The 22,598-nt window shown below is 73.5% G+C and carries 20 protein-coding genes and 3 tRNA genes; 13 read left to right on the top strand and 10 right to left on the bottom strand.

From position 1 onward, the window contains the following. The first annotated feature begins 41 nt into the window (after positions 1-41). The 6 genes from ABD774_RS01615 to purM all read left to right on the top strand — a co-directional run bounded on the left by ABD774_RS01615 (position 42) and on the right by purM (position 7,695). Positions 42-2,348 carry a bifunctional metallophosphatase/5'-nucleotidase gene (locus tag ABD774_RS01615; RefSeq protein ID WP_345036877.1) on the top strand — a complete coding sequence of 769 codons (2,307 nt, stop codon included), beginning with the start codon at positions 42-44 and terminating at the stop codon, positions 2,346-2,348. 125 nt (positions 2,349-2,473) lie between these two features. Then, positions 2,474-2,836 carry a sterol carrier family protein gene (locus tag ABD774_RS01620; RefSeq protein WP_345036879.1) on the top strand — a complete coding sequence of 121 codons (363 nt, stop codon included), beginning with the start codon at positions 2,474-2,476 and terminating at the stop codon, positions 2,834-2,836. Then, positions 2,833-3,273 (top strand): hypothetical protein, encoded by a 441-nt coding sequence (locus ABD774_RS01625; RefSeq protein ID WP_345036881.1) that lies wholly within the window; start codon positions 2,833-2,835, stop codon positions 3,271-3,273. The genes ABD774_RS01620 and ABD774_RS01625 overlap by 4 nt, the downstream gene beginning before the upstream one ends. Positions 3,274-3,376: 103 nt before the next feature. Further along, a complete protein-coding gene (locus ABD774_RS01630; protein WP_345036885.1) occupies positions 3,377-4,909 on the top strand; it encodes an RNB domain-containing ribonuclease in 1,533 nt (510 codons plus the stop codon). 87 nt (positions 4,910-4,996) lie between these two features. Continuing rightward, positions 4,997-6,574, top strand: coding sequence for an amidophosphoribosyltransferase (gene purF / locus ABD774_RS01635; RefSeq protein ID WP_345036887.1), 1,578 nt, complete (start codon positions 4,997-4,999; stop codon positions 6,572-6,574). Further along, the gene (gene purM / locus ABD774_RS01640) at positions 6,571-7,695 is read left to right on the top strand and encodes a phosphoribosylformylglycinamidine cyclo-ligase (protein WP_345036889.1); all 1,125 of its coding nucleotides are present in this window, start codon (positions 6,571-6,573) and stop codon (positions 7,693-7,695) included. The genes purF and purM overlap by 4 nt, the downstream gene beginning before the upstream one ends. A 298-nt stretch (positions 7,696-7,993) precedes the next feature. Here purM and ABD774_RS01645 read toward each other — a convergent pair whose 3' ends face one another. Then, positions 7,994-8,185 (bottom strand): DUF3073 domain-containing protein, encoded by a 192-nt coding sequence (locus ABD774_RS01645; RefSeq protein WP_345036968.1) that lies wholly within the window; start codon positions 8,183-8,185, stop codon positions 7,994-7,996. 286 nt (positions 8,186-8,471) lie between these two features. Here ABD774_RS01645 and ABD774_RS01650 point away from each other — a divergent pair, with 286 nt between their 5' ends. Beyond that, entirely contained in the window at positions 8,472-8,702 is a 231-nt protein-coding gene (locus ABD774_RS01650; RefSeq protein WP_345036892.1) for a BldC family transcriptional regulator, read from the top strand. Positions 8,703-8,854: 152 nt separating this feature from the next. Here the strand turns inward: ABD774_RS01650 and ABD774_RS01655 are convergent, their stop codons facing one another. Together ABD774_RS01655 and ABD774_RS01660 are read right to left on the bottom strand one after the other, a co-directional pair. Then, positions 8,855-9,163 carry a DUF3618 domain-containing protein gene (locus tag ABD774_RS01655; protein WP_345036894.1) on the bottom strand — a complete coding sequence of 103 codons (309 nt, stop codon included), beginning with the start codon at positions 9,161-9,163 and terminating at the stop codon, positions 8,855-8,857. Next, positions 9,160-9,603 carry a phage holin family protein gene (locus tag ABD774_RS01660; protein WP_345036896.1) on the bottom strand — a complete coding sequence of 148 codons (444 nt, stop codon included), beginning with the start codon at positions 9,601-9,603 and terminating at the stop codon, positions 9,160-9,162. The genes ABD774_RS01655 and ABD774_RS01660 overlap by 4 nt, the downstream gene beginning before the upstream one ends. Positions 9,604-9,954: 351 nt before the next feature. Here ABD774_RS01660 and ABD774_RS01665 point away from each other — a divergent pair, with 351 nt between their 5' ends. After that, positions 9,955-12,318 (top strand): ExeM/NucH family extracellular endonuclease, encoded by a 2,364-nt coding sequence (locus ABD774_RS01665; protein ID WP_345036899.1) that lies wholly within the window; start codon positions 9,955-9,957, stop codon positions 12,316-12,318. A gap of 141 nt (positions 12,319-12,459) precedes the next feature. On the opposite strand, the gene ABD774_RS01670 is transcribed toward ABD774_RS01665, so the two are convergent. After that, positions 12,460-15,138: an ABC transporter permease gene (locus tag ABD774_RS01670; RefSeq protein WP_345036901.1), complete on the bottom strand. Its 2,679-nt coding sequence runs from the start codon at positions 15,136-15,138 to the stop codon at positions 12,460-12,462. Beyond that, a complete protein-coding gene (locus tag ABD774_RS01675; protein ID WP_345036903.1) occupies positions 15,135-15,980 on the bottom strand; it encodes an ABC transporter ATP-binding protein in 846 nt (281 codons plus the stop codon). The genes ABD774_RS01670 and ABD774_RS01675 overlap by 4 nt, the downstream gene beginning before the upstream one ends. A gap of 159 nt (positions 15,981-16,139) precedes the next feature. Between ABD774_RS01675 and ABD774_RS01680 the strand changes: the two genes are divergently transcribed. After that, positions 16,140-16,658, top strand: coding sequence for a GNAT family N-acetyltransferase (locus ABD774_RS01680; protein WP_345036905.1), 519 nt, complete (start codon positions 16,140-16,142; stop codon positions 16,656-16,658). A 102-nt stretch (positions 16,659-16,760) separates the two neighbouring features. Here ABD774_RS01680 and ABD774_RS01685 read toward each other — a convergent pair. The 3 genes from ABD774_RS01685 to ABD774_RS01695 form a co-directional block, all read right to left on the bottom strand. Beyond that, a tRNA-Phe gene (locus ABD774_RS01685) sits at positions 16,761-16,833 on the bottom strand. A gap of 42 nt (positions 16,834-16,875) precedes the next feature. After that, a tRNA-Asp gene (locus ABD774_RS01690) sits at positions 16,876-16,949 on the bottom strand. Positions 16,950-17,004: 55 nt separating this feature from the next. After that, positions 17,005-17,077: transfer RNA gene (locus ABD774_RS01695), tRNA-Glu, on the bottom strand. Positions 17,078-17,317: 240 nt separating this feature from the next. On the opposite strand from ABD774_RS01695, the gene ABD774_RS01700 reads away from it, so the two are divergent. Beyond that, the gene (locus ABD774_RS01700) at positions 17,318-17,674 is read left to right on the top strand and encodes a metallopeptidase family protein (RefSeq protein ID WP_345036970.1); all 357 of its coding nucleotides are present in this window, start codon (positions 17,318-17,320) and stop codon (positions 17,672-17,674) included. Between the two features lie 37 nt (positions 17,675-17,711). On the opposite strand, the gene surE is transcribed toward ABD774_RS01700, so the two are convergent. Then, a complete protein-coding gene (gene surE / locus ABD774_RS01705) occupies positions 17,712-18,581 on the bottom strand; it encodes a 5'/3'-nucleotidase SurE (protein ID WP_345036908.1) in 870 nt (289 codons plus the stop codon). A gap of 14 nt (positions 18,582-18,595) precedes the next feature. Beyond that, positions 18,596-19,648 carry a 1-phosphofructokinase family hexose kinase gene (locus ABD774_RS01710; RefSeq protein WP_345036910.1) on the bottom strand — a complete coding sequence of 351 codons (1,053 nt, stop codon included), beginning with the start codon at positions 19,646-19,648 and terminating at the stop codon, positions 18,596-18,598. Positions 19,649-19,701: 53 nt separating this feature from the next. Here ABD774_RS01710 and ABD774_RS01715 point away from each other — a divergent pair, with 53 nt between their 5' ends. The 3 genes from ABD774_RS01715 to msrB all read left to right on the top strand — a co-directional run bounded on the left by ABD774_RS01715 (position 19,702) and on the right by msrB (position 22,598). Further along, positions 19,702-20,202, top strand: coding sequence for a GNAT family N-acetyltransferase (locus tag ABD774_RS01715; protein ID WP_345036912.1), 501 nt, complete (start codon positions 19,702-19,704; stop codon positions 20,200-20,202). A gap of 109 nt (positions 20,203-20,311) precedes the next feature. Continuing rightward, on the top strand, positions 20,312-22,135 hold the full coding sequence (locus ABD774_RS01720) for a mechanosensitive ion channel family protein (RefSeq protein WP_345036915.1): 1,824 nt from the start codon (positions 20,312-20,314) through the stop codon (positions 22,133-22,135). A gap of 49 nt (positions 22,136-22,184) precedes the next feature. Then, positions 22,185-22,598 (top strand): peptide-methionine (R)-S-oxide reductase MsrB, encoded by a 414-nt coding sequence (msrB, locus tag ABD774_RS01725; protein WP_345036917.1) that lies wholly within the window; start codon positions 22,185-22,187, stop codon positions 22,596-22,598.

Consider the following 22,598-nt stretch of genomic DNA (forward strand, 5'->3'; position numbering starts at 1 on the left):
CCAGAATCGCCCGTCCAGCCGCTGCGCTGGGCGTTCTTTCGTTGTCGGCACTCGGGCTGACCGTCCCGGCCTCCGCCGACGTCACCGAGCCCACGGACTCCACCACCACGACCGCGCCGGCCGAGTCGACCGCGCCCGCCGCGGTCGATCCGGCGCCGGCGACCGACGACGTCGCGGACGACGCCACGGCCGACGCTCCCGTGGCCGGGGTGCCGGCCGACGAGGTGCCGGCGGAGGAAGCTCCTGGGGAGGCCTCCGACGTGCCCGCCGAGGAGGCTCCGGCCGCCCCGGTCGAGACCGAGGCCCCGGCAGCCCCGGCTCCGGCGGAGGCCGACGAGGTCGCCGACGAGGCAGTCGCCCCGGCAACCGTCGGGCCGGACGGGGTGACGATCGACCTCCTCGGGATCACCGACTTCCACGGTGCGCTGAAGCAGGCGCCCGTCCTCGCGGGGATGATCAACACGATTCGCGTCGAGAACCCCGACGCGGTCTTCGTCTCGGCCGGCGACAACATCGGCGGCTCCACCTACGAGTCCGCGATCCAGCAGGATGCGCCCACCATCGACGTTCTCGACGCCATGGGCCTCGAGGCGTCCGCCGTCGGGAACCACGAGTTCGACCAGGGGTACGCCGACCTCGCGGGCCGCGTGGACGCCCGGGCGGACTGGACGTACCTCGGCGCAAACGTGGACGGAGAGAACCCTGAGCTGGCGAACGTCCGGTTCGTGACGGTCAACGGCATCGAGGTCGCATTCGTCGGATCCGTCACCGAGGAGACGCCGCGCATCGTTTCCGCCGACGGCATCGTGGGCCTGACCTTCGCGGACCCGGTCGCCCGCACCAACGCGATCGCCGCCCAGCTGTCCGACAACAACCCCGACAACGGCGAGGCGGACGTCGTCGTGGCGCTCGTCCACGAGGGCACCGGCCTCGTCGCCGGGGCGCTCAGCGCCGACGTCGACGCCGCGTTCACCGGCCACACGCACGAGACGCTGACCGCTCAGACGCCCTCAGGCGCGCCGGTCGTCCAGGCGGGGGCCTCGGGCTCGCACCTCGGGCGCATCACGCTGACGGTCTCGTCCGACGGTGCGGTGTCCGCCACCGGCACCAACGTCGCGGTCCCCGCCGACGGCGCCCGGGACGCCGACGTCCAGAAGATTGTCGACGACGCGATCGCTCAGGCGAAGGTGCTCGGGCAGGAGCAGGTCGGCAGCGTCACCGCGCCCTTCAACCGGGGCACCAACACCGCCGTCTCCGACGGTTCCAACCGTGGCGTCGAGTCCCCGCTCGGGAACCTCCTGGGCGAGGTCGCCAAGTGGACGGCGGAGTCCGTCGGCCTCACCCCGGACTTCGGCATCATCAACCCCGGCGGCATCCGCGCCGACCTCGACCCGGACGGCAACGGCGTGGTGACGTACGCCGAGGCCTTCGCCGTGCAGCCCTTCGGCAACACGATCGGCACGATCGACCTCACCGGCGAGCAGGTCGTGACCATGCTCGAGCAGCAGTTCCAGCCCGCGAGCAGCCGGCCCGTCCTGCGTCTCGGCCTGTCGGCCGACGTCGACTACACCTATGACCCGACCGCCCCGCAGGGCTCGCACATCAGCGACGTCCTCGTCGGCGGCGAGCCGATCGACCTCGAGGCCACCTACACCGTCGCCTCGAACACGTTCCTGCTCGGCGGGCAGGACGGCTTCACGGTCTTCAGCGAGGGCACCAACTTCACCGAGACCGGCATCGTCGACCTCCAGGGCCTGGTGGACTTCCTCGACGCGAACCCCGAGCTCGCGCCGGACTACACGCAGCGCTCGGTCGGCCTGACGTTCGTCACGGACCCGACGATCGAGTACGTCGGCGGCGAGGAGATCGTCATCGACCTGTCCTCGCTCTCGTTCACGACCAGCGAGCCCAAGCCCGAGCTCGTCAGGCTGTTCGTGGACGGCGAGGAGGCCGGGCAGTTCACGGTCGACAACACGATCACCCCCGGGACGGACGAGACCGGCCGCGCCACGGTGACGATCACCGTGCCCGACCTCGCGAGCTACGCGGTGGGTGACGTGGTCTTCTTCGAGCTCGTCTTCGGTGCCACGCCCGAGAGCGAGCAGTCCGTCGTCCTGGGCCTCGAGGTCACCGAGTCCGGCGTCGTCGTGCCACCGACCGACGGCGGGGCCCCCCAGCCGGGTCCCGGCAAGGCCCCGGTCGTCACGCCGGTGGCCAAGCCGACCACCGGCACGCTGCCGGAGACGGGCGCGGACCTCAACGCCGCCATTCTCGGCGCCACCTCGCTGCTTCTGCTCGGCGGTCTGACGATCGCCGCGGCACGTCAGCGCCGGACGCACCTCGGCTGACCGAGCTTCGTCCGACCGGGCCCCGTCCACCAGCAAGGTGGGCGGGGCCCGGTGCATCTGCCGCCGCGACGGCGGCTACCGTGGAGGGCGTGCCACCCCGCCGACGAATCGATCCCACCGAGGGCATGAGCGCCCTCACCAGCTGGATGCGGGCGCAGGACGATGCCACCGCGCCGCCGGCAGCCGGCGTGGTCCGGACCGCCGTGCGCTTCACCCTCGAGGAGCTTGCCGTGAGCTCGCCCGGCAACTCCGTGGAGGTACGCGTCCCGCCCGCAGGTGCCGTCCAGGCCATCGCGGGGCCCCGGCACACTCGTGGCACCCCGCCGAACGTCGTCGAGACGGACCCGGCGACCTGGCTCGCACTGGCCACCGGCCGCCTGGCCTGGGACGACGCCGTCGCGGCCGGCAAGGTGGCCGCTTCCGGCACCCGGGCCGACCTCAGCCCGGTTCTTCCGCTCATCACGCGAGCAGGTAAGTTCACGTCGTGACCGGCTCACCCACCCACGACTCCCGCCCCGCCCGCACGCCCGACTCCACCGCCGAGCGGGCGACGACGGAGCCCGCCGCCGCGGCGGCCGACCCGGCGGGCGAGGCGGCCGCACACGTGGCAGAGCCGGCGGTGCCCTCAGCCGAGCCCGAGGTTCGCGTGGCCGACGTCGTCGACCGAGCCACCGTCCGCCACGCCCCCCGCTTCGGCCGCTTCATCCTCGCCGGCGTGGCACTGGGAGCCGTCGCCGCACTCCTCCTCGCGTTCCTGACCCCGCCCAGCCAGTACGCACGGTCGGACCTGTTCTGGATCTTGTTCCTCGGGCTGGGCTTCTTCTGCGGGATCGCCGCGGCCGGGCTCGCCCTCGTGCTCGACCGCCGCTCGCTCGCGCGACGCAAGGCGCGCACCGCGGCACGCCGGACCCCGCCGGCAGCCTGAGTCGCGCTGCTCCCTGCGCTCTCCGGCGTTCCGGCTCGGAGCGAAGCACCGCGACTCGCACCCAGCCCCTGCGGCCGTCGGTGGCACGGCATATGGTGCAGCCGTGCTCAGCCGATACCTCGCCCTCGACACCGCCGCGCCCGACGAGGTGCACGTCGCCCTCGAGCGGCTGCGGGCCGAGCTCGAGATCGAGCCGGACTTCTCGCCCGAGGCGACTGCCGAGGCGCAGGCGGCTGTCGACGCGCCGTTGCCCGAGCGCGACGCCACCGACGTCCCCTTCGTCACGATCGACCCGCCCGGTTCACGGGACCTCGACCAGGCCGTCCACCTCGGGCGTGACGGCGACGGCTTCCTCGTGCGCTACGCCATCGCCTCCCTGGCAACGTTCGTCACGCCGGGCGGCGCCCTCGACCGCGAGGTCCACCAGCGCGGCGTGACGGTCTACGGCCCCACCGGATCCTTCCCGCTGCACCCGCCCGCGCTCAGCGCCGGCGCGGCAAGTCTTCTCCCCCAGGAGGACAGGCCGGCGTGCCTGTGGGAGCTGCGTCTCGACGCCTCGGGCGAGCTGCTCGAGGCACGGGTCGAGCGAGCGGTCGTGCGCTCGCGCGCCCAGCTCACCTACGCGCAGGTCCAGGCCGCGTCCGACGGCGGACAGACGCTCCCGGACGGCGTGCCGGCCGACCTCCCCGAGCTGCTCCGGGAAGTCGGCGAGCTGCGTCAGGACCTCGAGCGGCAGCGCGGCGGCGTCTCCCTGGAGATCCCCGAGCAGCACATCGAGCGCAACGACCACGGCTACGTGCTCGCCTTCCGGGCCACCCTGCCGGTGGAGGGGTGGAACGCGCAGATCTCTCTGCTCACGGGGATCGCGGCGGCCGGACTCATGCGCGAGGCCGGCGTCGGGATCCTGCGCACCCTGCCCGACCCCGACCCGCGCGACGTCCGTCGTCTGCGCCGCGCCGGGGCCGCGCTCGGCGTCGAGTGGCCGGAGAGCACCAGCTACGCGGAGCTGCTGCGGACCCTCGACTCCGCCGTCCCGGCGCACGCCGCGTTCCTCAACGAGGCCACGATGCTGTTCCGTGGGGCGGGGTACCTGGCCCTCGGCGTCGCGGACGGCGACGGCGGTGCGGTCGGCGGACGTGGGAACGGCCAAGGGCGGGCGTCGAGCGAGAGTGGCGGGGGCGAGGACCGGCCCACGACCCGCCACGCCGCGATCGCCGCGGAGTACGCCCACGTCACCGCGCCGCTGCGGCGGCTGGTCGACCGCTACGGCCTCGAGATCTGCCTCGCGCACTGCGCGGGGGAGGAGGTGCCCGCCTGGGTCCTCGACGCCCTCCCCGGCCTCCCGTCGACCATGGGGCGGACGACCCAGCGCGCCAACGCCTACGAGCGCGGCGCCGTCGACGCGCTCGAGGCGCTCGTGCTCGAGGGCCGGGTCGGGGAGATCTTCCAGGGCGTCGTCGTCGAGAGCGACGACGGCGGCAAGGACGGCGGCACGGAGCGCGGCACGGTCGTGGTCGGCTCGCCGGCGGTCGAGGGACGCGTCGAGGGGGCCGACCTGCCCGTGGGGGAGAGGATCGGGGTCCGTCTCGCGGAGGTGGACGTGCCCGAGCGGCTGGTCCGGTTCGAGCTGGCCTGACCACCGACGTCGCAGCCTCGCCGGGACCGTCCGCCTGCCCCTCGGACGGGCGGCGGAGCCCGGGCCGCGGTGTGCGACCATGGGGCCGTGGTGCGCGGAGACGGACGGCTTTCCCATGACCTTCTTCCGGGTGAGAAGGGGCCCCAGGACGAGTGCGGCGTCTTCGGCGTCTGGGCCCCTGGCGAGGACGTCGCCCGGCTGACCTACTTCGGGATCTACGCCCTGCAGCACCGCGGCCAGGAGTCGGCGGGCATCGCCACGTCCAACGGCGAGCAGATCCTCGTCTACAAGGACATGGGCCTGGTCTCCCAGGTCTTCGACGACCAGGCCCTCGAGCCGCTCAAGGGCCACATCGCCGTCGGGCACACGCGGTACTCGACCACCGGCTCCTCGGAGTGGCAGAACGCCCAGCCCACCCTCGGGCCCACCGCGTCGGGCACCGTGGCGCTCGGTCACAACGGCAACCTGACGAACACCCGCGAGCTGATGGACCTCGTGCGCGAGCGCTTCGGCAAGGACCTGCGCGGCGAGCTGGGCCGCGGGTCCTCCACCGACACCGCCGTGATCACGGCGCTCCTCGGCGGCACCAGCGAGAACGGCGAGCGGCTCGAGGACGTCGCGATGGACGTCCTGCCGCTGCTGGAGGGGGCCTTCTCCCTGGCGTTCATGGACGAGCACACGCTCTACGCGGCGCGCGACGCCCACGGCGTCCGGCCCCTCGTCCTCGGCCGGCTGGAGCGGGGCTGGGCCGTCGCCTCCGAGACCGCGGCCCTCGACATCGTCGGCGCCTCCTTCGTGCGCGAGGTCGAGCCCGGCGAGCTGCTGATCATCGACGCCGACGGGCTGCGCACCCGCCGCTTCGCCGAGGCCACCCCGCACGGCTGCGTCTTCGAGTACGTCTACCTCGCCCGGCCGGACACCCGCATCGCCGGCGTCTCCGTCAACGCGGCGCGATCGGAGATGGGCCGGGTCCTGGCCCGCGAGTCCGCCGTCGACGCCGACCTCGTCATCCCCACTCCAGAGTCCGGCACCCCCGCCGCGATCGGGTACGCCCAGGAGTCAGGAATCCCGTTCGCGCAGGGTCTCGTGAAGAACTCCTACGTGGGGCGCACCTTCATCCAGCCGACGGACACGATCCGCCAGCTCGGCATCCGGCTCAAGCTCAACCCGCTGCGCGAGGTCATCGCCGGCAAGCGGCTCGTGGTGGTGGACGACTCCATCGTCCGCGGCAACACCCAGCGCGCCCTCGTCCGGATGCTCCGCGAGGCGGGCGCCGCCGAGGTGCACGTGCGCATCTCCTCCCCGCCGGTGAAGTGGCCGTGCTTCTACGGCATCGACTTCGCCACCCGTGCGGAGCTGATCGCCAACGGCCTGAGCACCGACGAGATCCGGGACAACCTCGGCGCGGACTCCCTCGGGTACATCTCGCTCGAGGGCATGGTCGCCGCCACGACCCGCCCGCGCGAGCGCCTGTGCACGGCGTGCTTCACCGGCGAGTACCCCATCCGCATCCACGGCGGAGCGACCGTCTCGGGCGCGGACGCCCCGACCATCCCTGACGCCGGCGACTCCCCCGTCGCCGGGCTCGAGACCCCCGGAGTGCCGGTCGAGCTCGCCCCGAGCGCCGACGCCGCCACCGCCTCGCACCCAGGAGCCGTGCAGTGACCGAGACCCCGCGCCAGCCGATCACCTACGCCGCCGCAGGCGTGGACACCGAGGCCGGTGACAAAGCGGTCGAGCTCATGAAGGAGGCCGTGCGCGGCACGCACACCTCCGCCGTCGTCGGCGGGGTCGGCGGGTTCGCCGGCCTGGTCGACGTGAGCGCGCTCAAAGACTACCGCCGCCCGCTGCTGGCCACCTCGACCGACGGCGTCGGCACCAAGGTCGCCATCGCGCAGGCCATGGACGTGCACGACACCATCGGCCACGACCTCGTCGGCATGGTCGTCGACGACATCGTGGTCGTCGGGGCCCGCCCGCTGCTGATGACGGACTACATCGCCACCGGCAAGGTCGTCCCCGAGCGGGTCGCGGACATCGTGCGGGGCATCGCCGAGGCGTGCGCGATCGTCGGCACGCCGCTGCTCGGCGGCGAGACCGCCGAGCACCCCGGCCTGCTGGGCGAGAACGAGTACGACGTCGCGGGCGCCGCCACCGGAGTGGTCGAGGCCGACGACGTCCTGGGGGCCGAGCGGGTCCGCGCCGGCGACGTCCTGATCGCCATGGCGGCGTCCGGCCTGCACTCCAACGGCTACTCGCTCGTGCGGCGGGTTCTCGACGTGGCGGGCTGGTCCCTGGACCGGCACGTGCCCGAGCTGGGCCGCACCGTGGGGGAGGAGCTGCTCGAGCCCACCCGCCTGTACACGCCCGCGTGCCTCGACCTCGTGGGGGCGCCGTCGGTCGAGGTCCACGCCTTCAGCCACGTCACCGGTGGCGGCCTCGCCGCCAACCTCGCGCGCGTGCTGCCGAAGGGCCTGGTGGCCGACGTCGACCGCGCCAGCTGGGTGGTGCCGCCCGTCTTCGAGATGGTGCGGGCCCTCGGCCAGGTGCCCTGGAGCGACCTGCAGGCGACCCTCAACCTCGGTGTCGGCATGGTCGCCGTCGTCCCGGCCGACTCCGCCGACGCCGCTGTCGCTGCGGTCCGGGCGCGCGGTATCGACGCCTGGCTGCTGGGACGGGTCGCCGAGGACGACGGCGAGCCCGGTGCCGACGGTGAGGTCGTCCGCGGGACGAAGGGCGTCGACGGCGGAGCCGTCCGTCTCGTCGGGACGTACCGCACGTCCTGAGCGTCCGCCGCCCGTGCCGCGCGGCCACCGGCGGTGCTGGCGCTGCCGCGCGCTCGGTCGCGACGCGCGCCCTGAGGATCTGACGCGTGAGCATCCCGGACGTCCGCGAGGACCTCGAGCTGTGCGCCCGCCGGACGTCGGCGACGACACTCGGGCGTAGGCACGCCGGACGTCCCCAGGGGCCCAGCTGCCCGTGCACCGCTCCGCCGTGCCGTCAGCGCATGACGGCACGGCGGAGCAAGGTGCACCCTACGGAAATGACACGTGCCTCCCACCGGTCAGCGACCGGTGCGACGGATCAACGGGTCGAGCGGATGTCGCCCCAGTCGTCCGTGGCAGGAGGGATCTGGTCGCCGTAGTCGTCCCCGTCTACGTCGTCAGTCCGCGACGTGAGCTCTCGCTCGAGAGCCCGATAGTCGGTCTCGGGGCTGAAGTACTTCAGCTTGCGAGCGACCTTCGTCTGCTTGGCCTTTTGACGGCCGCGCCCCATGGCGTCGACCCCCTCCAATAGAACCGGGGCAGGCACCGTGCGGTGCGGCCCCGTGTATGTGGTCATCTGTGTCGTGGGGCCACGGTACATGGTCGAGGCACTCCACAGCCATTCCGTGCGGCGCGCGGCGTTGTGTGAAGAGTCTCCAGATGGAGGCACCATAAGCCGCTTACGTCCAGATTGTCGGGACCATCGGCCCGGGTTGGCGGCCCCGTGGAGTGGAAGTCTTGCCTGAACGACGCCGCAGAGCGCGCCGCGCCGGTTTGCCGCATCTCGAGGAGGACTCATGGCGATGACAGAAGGGACCACCGAACAGCTGCTGACGCCGTCGGAGGTGGCGGCGAAGTTCCGCGTCGACCCCAAGACGGTCACCCGGTGGGCGAACGCCGGCAAGCTCTCGTCGATCCGGACGCTGGGCGGCCACCGCCGCTTCCGGCGCGACGAGGTCGAGGAGCTGCTCGCCGCCAGCGGCGTACCCGGCCACAGCGAGCACGACAGGCACGTCGCGGCGAGCTAGCGAGAGCGACCGCTGGCTGGCCGTACCCGTCCGGCGCGACCGGGGTCGGGGCAGCACACCAGACGGCTCGGCCGCCCGCACCGAGGGTGCGGGCGGCCGAGCCGTCTGTCGCGAGGCGTGCGCTTGCCGGCGGCGCAGGGCGCCGCCGGACGTCAGCGCCGGCGCAGCTTGATGAGGATCGCGACCCCGGCGGCGGCCAGCCCGGCGACGAGGACGCCGAGGGACCTCGGGTCCCCGGCCGCGACCTCGTCCTTGAACTCCTTCGCGCGGTCGCCGGCCTCCTTGGCCGCCGTGCGGGCGCTCTCCTTGGCGGCGCTGACCTGGGCGCGCGGGTCCAGCCGGTCGCTCAGCTCGTTGACCGTGTTGGTCAGGTCCAGGCGGGTCCGAGCGAGGTCCGCCTCGATCTCGGCCTGCGAGCGCTTCCGAGCAGCGTCGTTCTGCGGCGTCGCTTCATGGCTCACTTCTGGATCCCTCTCTTCACGGCGTCCACGTCCTCCTTGAAGCCTTCCTGGGGCTTCGGCTGGAACTCCTTGGAGGCGTCGATCTTCTTCTTGCCGACGAACGCGGCGATCCCGGCGACGATGAGCAGGACGACGCCGACGATCAGCGCGGACAGCCACGCGGGCAGCACCGTGGCGAGCCCGAGGATCGCCGCGGCCAGCAGCACCCCGAACGCGTAGAGGCCGAGGACGGCGGCGCCGCCGAGGAAGCCGGCACCCGTGCCGAGCCGCTTGCCCTTCTCGGCCAGCTGGACCTGCGCCAGCTGCAGCTCGTCGCGCACCAGCGTCGAGAACTGCTCGGAGAGCGACGCCACGAGCTCGCCGATGGTGCGCCTCTCCGGGCCGGGGACCTTGGTCGTCTCGACGACCGGCGTCGTCGCACTCTCGGCGGGATAGCTCACCGCGCTCGCCTCCTCACAGCGCCTCGGGCGCCTCGACTTGTACCGGGCAGCGCCCGGGATCGGCTCCATGATCGCGGTCCTCACCCTGACGTGCACCTTCAGGCCCAAGACTGCCACGTCGCAGGGCCGGCGGTGCGCAGGCGGACGCGAACCGCACGGACGATGAATGACCGGTGAACGCCTGCGTGGCCCTTCCCGCCTGTGGGAAGGTCCTGTGATGATGAGCACCGCCGGACGACGACGTCCGGCGGAAACTGCCGTCCGGTGACCCCGGGCCGGCGCCGTGAGCATCTATCCAGGAGGATCGCTGTGAGTCCAGCACCCCGTCGTAGAAGAACCAGGAAGGCGGAGGTGGCGGCCGCGGCCGTCGGCGCCGTCGTGCTGGCCCCCATGGTCGGCCTCGTGCCGGCGCACGCTGTCGTGACGGACGGCGAGATCTTCGTCAGCGAGCTCCACTACGACAACGACGGCACCGACGCCGGCGAGGCGGTCGAGGTCCAGGCGCCGGTCGGCACGGACCTGACCGGCTGGCAGATCGTCCTGTACAACGGCAACGGCGGCACGCCCTACGACACGAAGACGCTCTCGGGGACGGTCCCGGCGTCGGGCGCCGTGGTCCAGAACTACGCCTCGAACGGGATCCAGAACGGTTCCCCGGACGGCGTCGCGCTCGTCGACGCCGCGGGCGCCGTCGTCGAGTTCCTCACCTACGAGGGCGCCTTCGCCGCCGTCGGCGGGCCCGCCGACGGCCGCACCGGTACCGACATCGGCGTCTCGGAGGCCAGCGGCACGCCGACGGGACAGTCCCTGCAGAAGATCGACGGCGCCTGGACCGGACCGGCCGCCAGCTCCTTCGGCACCCTCAACGGCTCCGGCGGCTCCGGCGAGCCCGAGGACACGTGCGGTGACCCGGAAGCTGACGTCGCGCTGGTCTCGGACATCCAGGGCTCCGGCGCGACCTTCGACCCCGCCTGCTCGGGCGAGCAGACCGTCGAGGCGGTGGTCACCGCCGTGACGCCCGGGCTGAACGGCTTCTACGTCCAGGAGGAGGCCGCGGACAGCGACGGCGACGACGCCTCCTCCGAGGGCATCTTCGTCTTCTCCCGCTCCGTCCCCGCCGACGTCGAGGTCGGCCAGCTCGTGCGCGTGACCGGCACGGTCGGCGAGTACACCACCTCCGGCAGCTCGCAGACGCAGCTCGCGACGCCGACCGTGGAGGTCCTCGGCGACGCGGAGGACATCGCGCCGACCGGGGTCACCTTCCCCGTGGAGACGACCGCGGCGCTCGAGCGGTACGAGGGCATGCTGGTCGAGCTGACCGACACCCTGGTCATCAGCGAGTACTTCAACTACGACCGCTTCGGCGAGGTCGTCCTGGGCAAGCCGCTCGAGGGGCAGGACCGGCTCCACACGCCGACCGCCGTCGTCGACCCCGGTCCCGAGGCGGTGGCGCTGCTGGCGGAGTACGACCGGCGCACGATCACGCTCGACGACGCCGTCAGCGCACAGAACCCCAGCACGGTGCCGCACCCGGGCAACGGCGAGCCGTTCAGCGCGGAGAACACGTTCCGCGGCGGCGACACCGTCACCGGTGTGCAGGGCGTCATCGACAACACCCACGGCCTGTACCGCCTGCAGCCGACGGCGTACGGCGAGTACGTCGCCGCGAACCCGCGGCCGGAGGAGGCGCCGGAGGTCGACGGCCGCGTCCGGGTCGCGAGCTTCAACGTCCTCAACTACTTCCTCACCCTCGACCAGGGCGAGGCGGTCTGCGGCCCCGGGCAGAACGTCGACTGCCGCGGCGCGAACACGGCCGAGGAGCTCGAGCGTCAGCGCGAGAAGACGGTCGCTGCGATCGGCGAGCTCGACGCCCACGTGGTGGGCCTCATGGAGATGGAGAACACCCCCGGCGTGGAGCCGGCGGCGGACCTGGTCGCCGGGCTGAACGAGCTGCTCGGCAAGGGCACCTACGACTTCATCGACACCGGCGTGGTGGGGACCGACGCGATCCGCCTCGGCTTCCTGTACCAGCCGGGCGAGGTGCAGCCCGTCGGCGACTTCGCCGTGCTCGACTCCTCGGTGGACCCGGCGTTCGACGACACCAAGAACCGGCCGATGCTCACCCAGACCTTCCGCGAGATCGGGACCGGCGAGGTCTTCACCGTGTCCGTCAACCACCTCAAGTCCAAGGGCTCGGCCTGCACCGGCGACCCGGACACCGGCGACGGCCAGGGCAACTGCAACCTCACCCGCACGGCGGCCGCCGAGGCCATCGCCGAGTTCCTCGCCGGCGACCCCACCGGCAGCGGCGACCCCGACCACCTGGTCATCGGCGACCTCAACTCCTACGACCACGAGGACCCGATCCGCGCCCTCGAGGCCGCCGGCTACACCGACCTCGTGAAGAGGTTCGGCGGCGAGGAGGCCTACGGCTACGTCTTCGACGGCATGGTCGGCTACCTCGACCACGCCCTGGCCACCGAGTCCCTCACCGCTCAGGTCACCGGGGCGGCCGAGTGGCACATCAACGCGGACGAGCCCGACATCCTCGACTACAACCTGGACTTCGGGCGGCCGGCGGACTACTGGACGGGCGACGCCTACCGCTCCTCCGACCACGACCCGGTCCTCGTCGGCCTGGACCTGTCCGGCAAGCCGGGCAGCCGCACCGACCACTCCTACGAGCAGGGGCGTCCCGCGCACGCCGGACGCTGACCCGGCCACCCGCCCGGGCTGACCGGTTCGGGCAGCACCGTCAACGGTGAGGATCCGATGGCTCCTGAGCGTCGGATCCTCACCGTTGGCGGGTTCAGGGCCGTGGACCCTCGAAGGGCCGGGCCCGTTCGCTGCGCCGGCCTACTCGTGGGTGACGGCGTCCAGCACCGGCAGGTAGGCGGCCCGCGTCGCCGGCCACAGCGCCGCCAGCACCCCGACGACGCCGGAGAGCAGCACCATCACGCTCAGCAGGTCCCAGGGCACCGCGAGCTCGGTCAGCCCCTGCTCGGCGAACACGCTCGGCAGCGCCGACGCCAGGCCGACCCCGACCGCGACTCCGAGCAGCGTGCCGAACACGGCGGTGAGAACAGACTCGACCGTGATCGTCGCCGCGAGCTGGAGCCGGCCGAGCCCGACCGCGCGCATGAGGCCGATCTCGCGCGTCCGCTCGATGACCGCGAGGGCCAGCGTGTTGACGATGCCCAGCACCGCGATGATCACGCTCAGGCCGAGCAGCGCGTAGAGGATGGTCATCGCCTGGTCGACCTGCTCGGCCAGCGCCCCCGTGAGCTCCTCGGCGTCCTGCACCGTCAGCACCACGAACGGCTCCACGACGGCGTCCAGCGCCGCACGCAGGTCCTCCACCGCGACGCCGGGCGCGGCGTCGACCAGCACGGCCAGCACGGAGGTCTGCCCGTCGGGGACGGCGTCCGCGAAGGCGTCGGCGTCCATGATCACCGGGGCGGACAGCAGCTGCGACGCGACGACCGCGCCGATCCGTGCCGCGCGCGGGCCGTCCGGCCCGGCCACGGTCACCTCCTGGCCGACGGACCAGTCCTCCTCGACGGCGGACGTCCGGCTCACGGCCACCTCGCCGTCGGCCAGGGCCCCGAGCGAGCCGGAGACCACCTCGACCTCGAGGGTCTGCCCGAACGCGTCGGCGGGAACACCGATCACGCGGTAGGTGTCCTCCGCGCCGTCGGGGGCGGTCACGGCGGTGCGCCCGACGGTGATCGTGTCCACGCGCCCGGCCTCGGCCAGCCCCTCGATCTGGGTGACCACGCCGGGCGGCACGGTGCGGGTGGCGGACTGGACCCAGAAGTCGGCCCGGGACTCCGACTCGACGATCGAGGTCGTGGAGGCCTGCGCCGACTCGGCGAGCACCGCGCACGCGCCGACCAGCGCCATGCCGATCATCAGCGCCCCGGAGGTGTTGGCGGTGCGCCGCGGGTTGCGCATGACGTTCCCGCGGGCGAGCCGGCCCACCGGGCGGAACAGGACGACGAAGGGCCAGGCCAGCACCCTGACGACGGTCCGGGCGATCACGGGGGAGACCGCCAGGGCTCCCAGGAGCACCGCGCCGGCCCCCACGCCCAGCCAGGTGCCCGCGCGCTCGGTGCCCTCCTGGACCGAGTGGACGACGGCGGCGACGCCACCGGCGAGCAGCACGGCACCGACGCCCGCGCGGAGGTGGAGCGACCGCTCGACGACGACCACGTCGTCGCGCATGGCCTCCACCGGCGGCGTGGTGGCCGCGCGGCGGGCGGGGATCGCGGCGGCGACCAGGGAGATGCCCGTCCCGAGCGCCACGGCCGCGGCCGCCTGGGCCGGTGCGATCACCACCTGCCCGCCCAGCTCCATGTCCATCCGCGCGAGCCAGGCCCTCACGACGGCGATGAGCCCGATCCCGCCCGCGATCCCGCCGGCGGAGCCCACGAGGCCGACGACGGCGGCCTGCCCGAGCACGGTGACCATGACCTGGCCCGGGGAGGCGCCGACGGCGCGCAGCAGCGCGAACTCCCGCTGGCGCTGGCGCACGGACATCGCGAACGTGTTGCTGATGATGAAGGCCCCGACGAACAGGGAGATGAGCGCGAACACCAGAAGGAACGTCCCCAGGAAGCCGAGCAGCTGGTTGATCGCCTTGTTGGCCTCGTCCCGGACCTCCTCGCCGGTGACGACGGCGACGTCCTCGTGGTCCGCGACGGCCGCCGAGATCGCGTCGGCCACCGTGTCGCGGTCGGCGTCCTCCTCGAGGAAGACGGCGATGGAGGGCACCTCGCCGTCGGGCGCGAAAGAGGACTCGCCGGTGGCGGCGTCCACCAGCACGAGCGTGGTGCCCACCATCGGGTTGCCGTAGGTGACCTCGCCGACCACCGTGACCTCGGTCAGCGACCCGGCACCGATCACCACCTGCGTGACGTCCCCGATGTCGAGACCGGACGTCTGCATCGCGGTGGTCTCCAGCGCGATCTCGCCCGCGTCCCGCGGTGCGCGGCCGCGCAGGAGGGTACCTGAGGGGTCGTTCTCCCGCAGCGCGCTGCCGAGCGAGGGGGCCTGCCCGTTGACCACCGCCTGCCCGTCCGCGCCGATGAGCACCACCGTGCCGAGCAGGTCGGGCACGGCCTGGTCCACGCCGTCGACGGCGGCGACCTCGTCGACCAGGTCGAGGGGGACCGGCCTGCGCTGGGGGCCGAGGGTCTCGACCCTGGTGCCCTCGGACTCCTCGGGCGGCGCCGACGGGGCCTCCGCCGGGACGCCGTCGGGGGCGACGGCGGCGGGACCCGCTGCGGGCGCCGTGGCGGACGGTGCGGCGGCCGCGGGCTCCTTGGCCTCGCCGTCGGCGGCCGTCGTCACGGGGCCGCGCAGGTACAGGTCGCCCTGGGTGGTCGAGGCGATGATCGAGCTGAAGGTGTCCGCGAGCAGGGCCCGCAGCGAGAAGGTGCCCGTCACGAAGGCGATGCCCAGCGTCACGGCGAGCACGCTGAGGACGAAGCGCACCAGGTGCGCGCGGATCTCCCGCAGGGCGACCCGGATCATCGGCGGGCCGCGACGGTGATGCGCTCGCCGGCGCCCTCGCGCGCGGCCCCGAGGTCGCGCAGCGCGTCGAGGATGGAGTCGGCGTCGGGGTCACGCAGCTCCGCCTCGAGCCGCCCGTCGGCGAGGAAGAGCACCCGGTGGGCGTAGGCGGCCGCGGTCGGCTCGTGGGTCACCATGACCACGGACTGGCCGAGCTCGTCCACGCTCGTGCGCAGGAACCCGAGGACCTCGGCGGCGGCGGTGGAGTCGAGGTTGCCGGTCGGCTCGTCGGCGAACACCACCGACGGGGCGGCGATGAGCGCCCTCGCGCAGGCCACGCGCTGCTGCTGGCCGCCCGAGAGCTCGGTGGGGCGGTGGTGGAGCCGGTCCGTGAGCTCGAGGGTGCGCACGATGGTGTCGAAGCGTGCGCGGTCGACCGGGCGTCGGGCGATGTCGAGCGGCAGGGTGATGTTTTCCGCGGCGGTCAGCGTCGGGACGAGGTTGTAGGCCTGGAAGACGAACCCGATGCGCGTCCGGCGCAGCTTGGTGAGCTGGCGCTGGCCCATCCGCGAGATCTCCACGCCGTCGACCTCGATCGTGCCCTCGGTGGGCGAGTCGAGCCCGGCCAGGCAGTGCATGAGGGTCGACTTCCCCGATCCGGAGGGCCCCATGATCGCCGTCAGCTCACCGCGCGCGAGATCGACGTCGACGCCGTCCAGCGCCCGGACCCGGGTGTTGCCGGCGCCGTAGACCTTGGTCAGGGACCGAGCCAGGACGATCGGGTCGTGGACCGGCGCGAAGTCTGCCGGGCCGACCAGCCCTGAGCCTGGTACCGCCTCGTGCGCCGTGCTGTGCCTTCCCATGGCCCGATTGTGACTCACGTCGCGCGCAGCGGCAGACCGGCGCTCGCGCGGTGCGTGGTGCCCCGCCGATAGGCTCCCGCGCGACCTGCGGCGCGCCTCGCCGCCGGCCTCGCCGCCGCCCGGCGGCGTGCGCACGAACCGACGGAAGGGGCGCAGCGCATGGAGATCGAGCAGGTGGGCCCCGGGAACGGCGCGGTCGTGGCGGAGCTGGCGGAGATCCTCGTGGACTGCGTCGACGGCGGAGCGAGCCTCGGTTTCCTCGCCGGGCTCACCCACGGACAGGCGGAGGACTTCTGGCGCGGGGCGCTCGCGGGCGACGGCCTGACGTGGGTCGCCCGCGACGGCGGTGGCCGCGCCGTCGGGACTGTCCGGCTCCTGCTCGCGTCGCAGCCCAACGGTGCGCACCGCGGCGAGGTGGCCAAGCTGATGGTGCGCAGCGACGCCCGGGGGCACGGCTGGGCCGGTGCGCTGCTCGCGGCGCTGGAGGACGCGGCCCGTGACCTCGGACGGACCCTGCTGGTGCTCGACACCGGGACGGGCAGCCCCGCGGCGGGCTTCTACGAGCGGCGGGGGTGGCGGCGCGTCGGTGTCATCGAGGACTACGCCGCGAGGACCGACGGGCGGCTCGCCGCGACGACCGTGATGAGCAAGCGGCTCGTGCGGTCAGCCCGGCAGTGACTCCGTACGGTGAGCTCCTGGCGCGGGCGCCCGGGACGCCCCCGCCCCCCTGAGCCGGGAACGACGAAGGCCCCGCACCCTGGGGTGCGGGGCCTTCTGCGGTGGCTCCGACCGGCGTCGATCCGGTGACCTTTCGATTTTCAGTCGAACGCTCTACCAACTGAGCTACAGAGCCCTGACACGAACGCCCGGCCTTGCGGCCGGGCGTCCGTACCGGCGACCCCGACGGGACTTGAACCCGCGACCTCCGCCGTGACAGGGCGGCGCGCTAACCAACTGCGCTACGGGGCCTCGTGAGAGGCGTGGAGCCTGGTACCTCTGTGGTGCTTGTCCTGCTGGTGGTGCGTACCCCCAACGGGATTCGAACCCGTGCTACCGCCGTGAAAGGGCGGGGTCCTAGGCCGCTAGACGATGGGGGCCCGTTACTGCTGTGGACTACCCGTGACGCCGGAGCGCCCCAAGACCTCGGACAGCATACGGTGAGAAAGGCCCGCGGAGCAAAATCGGATTCGTGTGCCGCTCGTCACGCCGGCCGTGCGCGGCCTCCGGCCGGACGTCCTGCCCGCCCGGGTCTGCCGCTGTGCCGCCCCGCGGCGCCTGCTGCCCGCCCCGGTGTGCCGCCCGGCCGCCGGCCGGGGCACGATGGGGCGGTGGTGGACATGACGCGCGAGGCCTTCGAGGAGGCCGTCTCCGAGGCCCTCGACCTGATCCCGCAGGAACTGGCGGACCGGATGGACAACGTGGTGGTGCTCGTCGAGGACGAGCCGACCGCCGAGCAGCTGGACGGCGAGGAGGACCTGCTGGGCATCTACGAGGGCACGCCGCTCACCGAGCGGGACTCCTGGTGGGCGGCCGGGTCGCTGCCTGACCGGATCACGATCTTCCGCGGACCCACACTGCGCATGTGCGAGAGCGAGGACGAGGTGGTCGAGGAGGTTGCCGTCACCGTCGTCCACGAGGTCGCCCACCACTTCGGCATCGACGACGCCCGGCTCCACGAGCTCGGCTGGGCCTGAGCGCCGGGCCAGACCCGCCCGCGCACCGGCCCCGCCGTCACACGGGGGCGTCGCCGTCGTCGTCGATCTCGCCGGTCGGGCGGTCGGAGCCGGTCGACATCACCGTCCCCGTCGAGACGTCCACCAGGGCCTCGCCCTCGTGCCCCTCGGCCGTGGACTGGGTGCCGTCGATGCGGGGCAGGGTCACGCCGGAGTCGTCGTCGACGGGCGCCCGGAGCATGGTGAGCGTCGCCCAGCCGCGGGCGAGGAGGTAGTGGTCCGTCCCCGGCTCCTCCTCGGCCTCGACGCCCGTGTAGGTCAGCTGGACGTACCCGGTGCCCAGCTCCTTCACCCGGGCCTGCACCGCACCGAAGCTGGCCAGCTTCGCCGGGCGGATGCCCCGCAGGCGGTCGGGCGCGATGTCCGGCACGTTGACGTTGAGCACCCGCTCGTCCACCGGCTGCTCCAGCAGCCAGGCGAGTGCCTGGTCGGTGACGTAGCGGGCCGTGTCCCAGTGCTGCGGGTCGCCGGAGGCGATGGAGACCGCCATGCCGCGGATCCCGTGCGAGGACGCGGACAGGGCGGCGCCGACGGTGCCCGAGTGCAGGGTCGCCCGGCCGGTGTTGGCGCCGAGGTTGATGCCGCTCATCACCACGTGAGGCTTGTCCCCGAACGCCCCGAAGGCGGCGACGAACCCGATCAGGCCGGGCGCCGCCTTGACCCCGAACGCGCGGACCTCCGCGGGCAGTCCCGGCGGACGCTTGTTCACGAACACCAGCTGCCCGTCCTCCTCCTGGGCGGTCAGGGCCGCGCTGGCACCGGAGTACTGCCGGTGGGGCGCCGCCACCACGACCTCGTGCCCCGCGTCGAGCGCAGCCTCCGCGAGGATCGTCAGTCCCGGCGACTCGATGCCGTCGTCGTTCGTCACTAGTACCCGCACGGTCAGTCCATCTCCTCGATGCTGATGCGCTCGGCGAAACGTTCGATCTGGTTGCGCCGCCCGGTCCCGAGACCGCGCCGGGTGACGTTCAGGGCGCCGGCCGCGGCACCGAGCCGCACCGCGTCGGCCACGTCCAGCCCACGGCCCAGCCCGACGGCGATCCCGGCGGTCATGGAGTCGCCCGCCCCGCGGTGGTCGAGCGGGGTGACGACGGGCCCCACGGCCCGGCTGGTGCCGTCGGGGGTGACGAGGAGGGCCGGGGCCTCCGCGCGCGAGACCACCATGGCACCCACGCCCTCGGACACCAGGCGCTCGGCGGCCGCCCGGAGGGAGTCGGTGTCGTCGTTCTCGGCGATCCCGGCGGCGACGAGCTCCTCGTGGCTCATCTTCAGCACGTTGGGGCGTTCCTTGGCGGCCGCCCGCGCCGCGCCGGCCGACAGGTCGGCGACCACCGGCTTCCCCGCGGAGCGGAGGTCACGCACGATCCGGCCGAAGAAGGTCGAGGGCACCACGCTCGCCGGCTCGGCGCCGGTGACGACGAGGACGTCGGACTCGAGCGCGTCGACCAGCACGGTGCCGTACAGGTCGTCCAGCTCGTGCCGGTTCAGGGCGGGGGGCGGCATGTGGGCGACCGTCTCGCGGTCCTCCCCGCGCAGGTCGAAGACGTAGCCGCCGTTGCCGCCGCTGTAGGTCACCGCGTGGATCGTGAGCTGGTCGGTGCTGAGCATCTGCGCGATGGCGAAGCCGAGCTCGCCGCCGAAGGGCGCGCACACGGTGACGTCGGCGCCGAGCGAGACCGCCATGCGGGCCACCCACAGGCCCTGCCCGCCCGGGTGCAGATGGATGTCCGCGTGGTCGGTGGGCCGCCCGGACTCCTCGTGCCCGCCGGCGATCTCGACCACGAGCAGAGGCGTGGGGGCGACGACGCAGATGCGTGGGCGGACCGGGGCGGCGCCGGTCACGACGTCGGTGGCGGCGCTGGATACCGGCACGGCGTCGGCGGGCACCGGGTCGGCACCCTGCTGCAGGGCGTCGACAGCGGCGGTCACGTCCATGGCGCGAGCCTAGGTCTCTGGCAGGAAGGCGGCACGCGGTGCACCATGTGGGGATGACGAGCGAGTCGAGCACCCGGGCGCCCGGCCGGCCGGTCCGCATCATCGAGGGCCAGGCGGCCAGCGAGCGGGCGACGCGCGCCCTCGCGGCCTACTTCGCCGAGCTCGACGAGCGCATCGAGGGAGGTGTCGAGACCGAGCTGCTCCAGGTGCTCCCGCCGGAGGAGGTCACGCCGCCCCGCGGGGACTTTCTCCTCATGACCGAGCTGGGCACCGGCAAGGTGCTGGGCTGCGGCGGGGTGCGGGTGCTCGGTGAGGGCACCGTCGAGCTGCGGCGCATGTGGCTCGTCCCGGACGTGCGGGGCCGGGGGCTCGGCCGCTTCCTCCTGCGGGCCCTGGAGAACCGGGCGCGGGCGCTGGGCGGCCGGCGTGTGGTGCTCAGCCTGAACAGCGCGCTCACCGAGGCGCTGGCGCTGTACGAGTCGGCCGGCTACACGCCCGTGGACCCCTTCGAGGAGAACCCGTACGTGGACCTCTTCCTCGGCAAGGAGCTCTAGCGGCCGCCTGACCCTGGGGCCCCGTCCCTGGGACCTGCCCGGTCAGCCGGCGTCCCGCTCCCGGCTGCCGTCCAGGGACCGCCCAGGTAGCGCACGTAGCCTTGGTCGGATGGACGAGAACGCGGTCGAGGACACGGTCGAGAGCACGGTGGAGATCCTCGAGGTGGTCCTGTGGGTCGGCGGCGGGATCGTCGCAGGCCTGCTGGCGGCCATCCTCATCGCCGCGATCACCCGCGTCGTCGCGCGCGGACGCCCGATCGCCGGCTTCATCCGCAACCGCTGCCGCCGCCCGTTCCAGCTCATGCTGGCCACCCTCGGCGCCTGGATCGGCCTCATCATCGCCTACCCGGTGACGGAGGCCGCCCGCGCCACCGCGCCGCTGTGGCGGCGGGTGGCCGAGCACGGCCTGCTGATGGTCGAGATCGCCGCCGTCACCTGGTTCGTGGCGGGGCTGGTCCGGGTGGCCGAGGACATGGTCCTGGCCCGGGTCGCCGAGGGCGGCACCAGCGGCCGGGCCCGCCGCGTCCAGACGCAGTCCCAGGTCATGCGCCGGGTCGGGGTCGCCGTCGTCGCCATCCTCGGGATCTCCGCCATCCTGCTGACCTTCCCGGGCGCGCGCGCCGCGGGCGCCTCGATCCTCGCCTCGGCAGGCATCATCTCCGTCGTCGCCGGCCTGGCGGCCCAGACCACCCTCGGCAACGTCTTCGCGGGCCTGCAGCTGGCCTTCACCGACGCGATCCGGGTGGACGACATCGTCATCGTCGAGGGCCAGTTCGGGTACATCGAGGAGATCACCATGACCTACGTGGTGGTCCGCCTCTGGGACGACCGGCGCATGATCATGCCGTCGACGTACTTCACCTCGACCCCGTTCGAGAACTGGACCCGCCGGGCGCCCGCGCTCCTCGGCACGGTCAACATCGACCTGGACTGGCGGGTGCCCGTGCCGGCCATGCGGGCCGAGCTCGAGCGTCTCCTGCGCGGGACGGACATGTGGGACCGCCGGGTGGGCGTGCTCCAGGTGGAGGACGCGACCAACGGGATGATCCGCATCCGCGCCCTCGTCTCCGGCAAGGACGCCCCGACCCTGACCGACCTGAAGTACTACGTGCGCGAGAACCTCGTCGACTGGGTGCAGACGAACGCCCCGTACGCGGTGCCCCGCCAGCGCATGGAGGAGCAGGACGTCGTCACGCTCCAGGACGACGGCGCCGACCTCTCCCACGGCGCGCTCGCCGACGAGGTCGCGGAGATGGCCGCCCTCGACGGCGCCGGCCACCTGCCGGCCGACACCGACACGCTGCTGGCGTCGCGCGTCGACGAGGACACCGACGTGCGCAGGAGCCGGGACACGACCGCCCGCCGCGCCCGCCGCCGGGCGGCCCGCGAGGACCGCCGCCGCGCCCGCGACCACGGCGGGCGCCTTCCGGTCGACAGGCGCCCGCGCCCCTCGACGGACGCCACGCAGGTCCTGGACGTCTCCGCGCTCGAGGCGGCCGCGACGGACGGCCGGGTGGCCGGGCCGGACGGCGCGGAGGATCCCGAGGCGGTCCGGCCCGCGCGCCGCACGCCCCTGCGCGAGCGCACGGCCGTGGCCCCGGCCTGGGGCGCCGAGGTGACGACGGCGACCACCGCCGGGCACGAGTCGTCCCTGTTCACCGGCTCGCGTGAGGCGGAGGAACGGGCGCAGGCGTTCAGCGGACCGGGCGAGCAGGCCTACGTGGAACGTGAGCAGACCGCCGAGCGGCGCGCCGCGGAGGAGGAACGCCGGGCCGCGGACGAGCGTCGGACCGCGGACGAGCGTCCGGCCGCGGACGAGCGCCGGAGCCTGCGTCGCCAGGGCGCGACAGCCGTCGACGGCGCGCAGGACCCGCCCACGCGGATCCTCGGCCGCGACGCCGCGCCCGACGACGCCGGCGGCGACGAGGGCTGACCTTCCGGGCGGCGTGCGCGCCGGGGCGGTCCTGGCGCACCATGGGGCCATGACAAAGATCGAGAAGACCGACGAGGAGTGGCGGGCCGAGCTCGACGCCTTCGAGTTCCAGGTCCTGCGCCGCGCCGCGACCGAGCGCCCCTTCACCGGCAAGCTCCTGTCCGAGGACCGGGAGGGCATCTACCGCTGCCGGGCCTGCGGTGCCGAGCTGTTCCGCTCGCACACCAAGTTCGAGGCGCACTGCGGGTGGCCGAGCTTCTACGCGCCGACCGACTCCGACGCCGTCGAGCTGGTCGAGGACCGCTCCCACGGCATGGTGCGCACCGAGGTCCGCTGCGCCACCTGCGGCTCGCACCTCGGGCACGTCTTCGACGACGCCCCGCAGACCCCCACCGGTGAGCGGTTCTGCATGAACTCCGTCTCGCTCACCTTCGAGGCCGACGGCGAGGCGGGCCAGGCCTGA

Source organism: Georgenia daeguensis, from assembly GCF_039537705.1.
In the GTDB taxonomy this organism is placed as follows: Bacteria; Actinomycetota; Actinomycetes; order Actinomycetales; family Actinomycetaceae; genus Georgenia; species Georgenia daeguensis.

Excerpts from the sequence above, each read along its gene's own strand:
- ABD774_RS01715 (WP_345036912.1), top strand. The coding sequence starts at position 19,702 with ATGACGAGCGAGTCGAGCACCCGGGCGCCCGGCCGGCCGGTCCGCATC.
- ABD774_RS01675 (WP_345036903.1), bottom strand. The coding sequence starts at position 15,980 with ATGGGAAGGCACAGCACGGCGCACGAGGCGGTACCAGGCTCAGGGCTG.
- ABD774_RS01680 (WP_345036905.1), top strand. The coding sequence starts at position 16,140 with ATGGAGATCGAGCAGGTGGGCCCCGGGAACGGCGCGGTCGTGGCGGAG.
- ABD774_RS01620 (WP_345036879.1), top strand. The coding sequence starts at position 2,474 with ATGAGCGCCCTCACCAGCTGGATGCGGGCGCAGGACGATGCCACCGCG.
- ABD774_RS01720 (WP_345036915.1), top strand. The coding sequence starts at position 20,312 with ATGGACGAGAACGCGGTCGAGGACACGGTCGAGAGCACGGTGGAGATC.
- ABD774_RS01710 (WP_345036910.1), bottom strand. The coding sequence starts at position 19,648 with ATGGACGTGACCGCCGCTGTCGACGCCCTGCAGCAGGGTGCCGACCCG.
- msrB (WP_345036917.1), top strand. The coding sequence starts at position 22,185 with ATGACAAAGATCGAGAAGACCGACGAGGAGTGGCGGGCCGAGCTCGAC.
- ABD774_RS01700 (WP_345036970.1), top strand. The coding sequence starts at position 17,318 with ATGACGCGCGAGGCCTTCGAGGAGGCCGTCTCCGAGGCCCTCGACCTG.
- ABD774_RS01645 (WP_345036968.1), bottom strand. The coding sequence starts at position 8,185 with ATGGGGCGCGGCCGTCAAAAGGCCAAGCAGACGAAGGTCGCTCGCAAG.
- ABD774_RS01650 (WP_345036892.1), top strand. The coding sequence starts at position 8,472 with ATGGCGATGACAGAAGGGACCACCGAACAGCTGCTGACGCCGTCGGAG.
- ABD774_RS01670 (WP_345036901.1), bottom strand. The coding sequence starts at position 15,138 with ATGATCCGGGTCGCCCTGCGGGAGATCCGCGCGCACCTGGTGCGCTTC.